Source organism: Roseicyclus sp., from assembly GCF_018402035.1.
In the GTDB taxonomy this organism is placed as follows: Bacteria; Pseudomonadota; Alphaproteobacteria; order Rhodobacterales; family Rhodobacteraceae; genus Roseicyclus.
This window is the reverse complement of record NZ_JAGYJN010000042.1, coordinates 1-3,457: the sequence shown is the minus strand read 5'-3', so window position 1 is coordinate 3,457 and position 3,457 is coordinate 1. Positions and strand designations below refer to the sequence as shown.

Genomic DNA, 3,457 nt, shown 5'->3' with positions numbered 1-3,457 from the left:
CCGGATCTCGCCATTGCCCCAGGAGGCATCCACCCAGATCTGCGTCACGGCGAAATCGACGGCATTCTGCACGAGGTTGCGCAGGCCATGGATGACCTCGGGTTTCCGCCAGACGATGGGCTGCGCCTCAGGCGCGCCCGCGTCGGGCCAGAAATCGTGATGCACGACAATGCCCCGGCCCGCATGCGGTTCCGCCGCCTCGCGCACCACGGCCCCAAAGGGCGCTTGCCGCATGTGCAGGTCATCCTTGCCGGCCCGCCCCATGGATCGCAGGATATCGCGGCACCGATCCGCCTGGTCGCGGATCAGCCGCGCGTCTTCGGCCAGTTCAGGATGACCGTCCAGTTCCTCGACCAATTCGGTCGACACCAGCTTGATCGTGGCAAGCGGCGTGCCCAGTTCATGCGCAGCGGCAGCCACCACGCCGCCCAGGTCGGTCAGTTTCTGTTCGCGCGCCAACGCCATCTGGGTCGCCAGCAAGGCCTGGCTCATCGAATGGGTTTCCTGGGTGATGCGCCGCGCATAGGCCGACAGGAACACGATACCGATCACGATCGAAATCCAGAACCCGCCGATGAACAGTTCAGGCAATTGCAGCACCTCGCCGGTCTGGGTCGCCAGCGGCACATGGAACAGGCCCAACAGCGAAATCATCGCGATCGCCAAAAGCCCCAGGATGGCGGTTGACCGCACCGTCAACGCCGTGGCCGAGATCGTCACCGGCGCCAGGATCAAGAGCGCAAAGGGGTTGTTCAGCCCCCCGGTCAGGAACAACAGAAAGCTGAGCTGCGACAGGTCGAACAACAGGGTCAGCATCGCGTCGCGATCCGAGAGGCGCTGATTTTCGGGAAAGATCGTCATCGCGATCAGGTTCGACACCACGCTGGCACCGATGGCGAGAAAACACAGCCCCAGCTCCACCCGCAGCCCAAGGTAGAAGGACGCGATGACCACGGTCACGGTTTGACCCAGGATCGCCAGCCACCGCAGCACCAGCAGCGTGCGCAGCCGCACCCAGTCGCTGCGCGCATCCTGGCGAACAAGATCGAGGGCCGGGTCGGAAAAGACGTTTGCCATGCAGGGGCTTTCTGTCACAGGCGGCGGATCGTGAATTGATAGGGCGGACTGCATAGGTAATCAACGTTGACCGAGCGGCCCGGCACCGCGCGCGCCGAGCCGCCCCTCCGCAAGGCCTATTCGAAAGGCCCCTCCGAAAGGACAGACGATGACCCGCACCTATGCCCTTGCCTCTGCCGCGCTGATCGGGGTCTTGATCATTGGCGCGGCCGTTGCCGTCTCTATCGGACAAAACCGGCAAAGCGCATCCTCCGATCCGTTCGGCCAGTGTCGCGCAAGTGTCGTCGCGGGTGGCGCGGGCCAGATCGGGGGCCCCTTCACGCTGATCAGCGAAACCGGCGAGACGGTGACCGACGCGGATGTGATCACCGAGCCGACGCTCTTGTATTTCGGCTATACCTTCTGCCCCGATGTCTGCCCGCTCGATACCGTGCGCAATGCCGAGGCGGTCGATATCCTGGAGGCGGATGGCTACAGCGTGCTGCCCGCGATGATTTCGGTCGACCCGATGCGCGATACGCCCGAGGTGATGGCGGATTTCACCGACAATATCCACCCGCGCATGCTGGGCCTGACCGGCACGCCGGATCAGACCGATGCCGCCGCCCGCGCCTACCGCGTGTTCTATCGCAGCAACAACGACGGAACCGACCCCTATTACCTCGTGGATCATTCCGCATTCACCTATCTTGTGCTGCCCGATCATGGCTTCGTGGAGTTCTTCAACCGCGAAACCACCCCGCAAGACATGGCCACACGCACGGAATGTTTTCTGGATGCAGCGCGTTAAGGGCTGGACACTCTGGCCGCGCGGCGCAAATTGACCGGTCTGGACGATTGCCTGTAAGAAGGTTCAACCGCTGAACGACCTGAAGGAGACGCCGCATGTCGCAGGATCGCAACCTGAGAGACATTGGACCGGACAAGTCCTTGCTTCTTGTGGATGATGACGAACCGTTTCTGCGCCGGCTGGAACGGGCGATGGAAAAGCGTGGCTTCGAGGTAGAGGCCGCCATGTCCGTCGCCGCCGGCAAGGCTATCGCGACAGCCCGCCCCCCCGCCTATGCGGTCGTCGATCTGCGGCTTGAGGATGGCAACGGGCTGGATGTGGTCGAGGCGCTGCGCGCCAAGCGGCCCGATTGCCGGATTGTCGTGCTGACGGGTTATGGCGCGATTGCAACGGCAGTGGCCGCCGTCAAGATCGGGGCGACCGACTATTTGTCGAAACCTGCCGACGCCAATGACATCACCGCCGCCCTTTTGGCCGATGAAGAAGAATTGCCGCCGCCGCCCGAGAACCCGATGTCGGCCGACCGGGTGCGCTGGGAGCATATCCAGCGCGTCTATGAGCTGTGTGATCGCAATGTCAGCGAAACGGCGCGGCGGCTAAACATGCACCGCCGCACGCTGCAACGTATTCTCGCCAAGCGCAGCCCGCGCTAAGAGAGCCCCCGAACCGCCGCCCTGAGTCGGGAGATACCGATGCGCCTTTGTGCCGTGATGACCTTTGCCGTGGCGCTGGCCCTGTCGGCCTGCGTGACCACCCCGCGTGAGCCCGAGCCGCCCGTGCTGACGCTCGACGCGCGCGGCATCCAGCCGACCGTCAGCCAGTTGCGCGTCGATTTCGGCCGCGCACAGGCAGGCGTGATCGATACCGTCTCGCGGCTGCTGGACGAGGGGCCCGATGCCATCACCACCAATGTGGAATGCGGGGCGGGGCCGGTAACGTCGGCGTCATGGGATGACGGGCTGACGCTGAATTTCCAGGATGGACAGTTTGTCGGCTGGACCAATGCCGACCCCGATCTGCCCGTGGCGGGCGGGTTTCGCGCCGCGCAGTCCCGGCTGGCGATGCCGCAGGTCAGTTTTCAGGTCACGTCGCTGGGCACGGAATTTTCACGCAGTGATGTCTTCGGCCTGCTGACCGAGGATGACGCCAGCATTCGCCTGCTCTGGGCCGGGACAACCTGTTTCTTCCGCTGAGGCGCCGCGCGCCGGGTCAATCCAGATCGAAGCGTTTGCAGATCTTGTCGACGCGCAGGCCGTTGCCAAGGCGTTGATCGTGCAAATGATGCCAATCGCGAAAGCCGCGTGATTGGTAATAGATCAGCCCGCCCTCGTTATCGGCGCGGATCGTGGCGTTGATCCAACGATAGCCCAGGTCGCCCGCGGCCTGCGCCGTCGCCTCGAACAGGGCCGACCCGATACCAAGCCCCGTCTTGCCGCGCTGCACGAAGGTGGAAATATCCGCCGCATCGGGCGGCAGCGCGTCATGGGGTTCAATGACTTGAAACCCCACGATGGCGGCGCCGATTTCCGCGACATGGCAGGCCCGCATCGGGCCCGACATCAAGGGCAGGAAATCCTCGGGCCGGGCAGG

At 64.1% G+C, this 3,457-nt stretch carries 5 protein-coding genes; 3 read left to right on the top strand and 2 right to left on the bottom strand.

The annotated features are described in order from the left end of the window. Window positions 1-1,077 (bottom strand): sensor histidine kinase RegB (gene regB / locus KG698_RS14835; RefSeq protein ID WP_213686322.1); only part of this gene is annotated, 1,077 nt, incomplete at its 3' end. Window positions 1,078-1,225: 148 nt separating this feature from the next. Here regB and KG698_RS14830 point away from each other — a divergent pair. The 3 genes from KG698_RS14830 (at window position 1,226) to KG698_RS14820 (ending at window position 3,060) form a co-directional block, all read left to right on the top strand. Next, entirely contained in the window at window positions 1,226-1,867 is a 642-nt protein-coding gene (locus tag KG698_RS14830; protein ID WP_213686321.1) for an SCO family protein, read from the top strand. Between the two features lie 95 nt (window positions 1,868-1,962). Continuing rightward, window positions 1,963-2,520 (top strand): ActR/PrrA/RegA family redox response regulator transcription factor, encoded by a 558-nt coding sequence (locus KG698_RS14825; RefSeq protein ID WP_213686320.1) that lies wholly within the window; start codon window positions 1,963-1,965, stop codon window positions 2,518-2,520. A 39-nt stretch (window positions 2,521-2,559) separates the two neighbouring features. Then, complete coding sequence (locus tag KG698_RS14820; protein WP_213686319.1) at window positions 2,560-3,060, top strand: hypothetical protein; 501 nt, start codon at window positions 2,560-2,562, stop codon at window positions 3,058-3,060. A 16-nt stretch (window positions 3,061-3,076) separates the two neighbouring features. Here KG698_RS14820 and KG698_RS14815 read toward each other — a convergent pair. Further along, a partial coding sequence (locus KG698_RS14815) for a GNAT family N-acetyltransferase (RefSeq protein WP_213686318.1) occupies window positions 3,077-3,457 on the bottom strand: 381 nt, incomplete at its 5' end.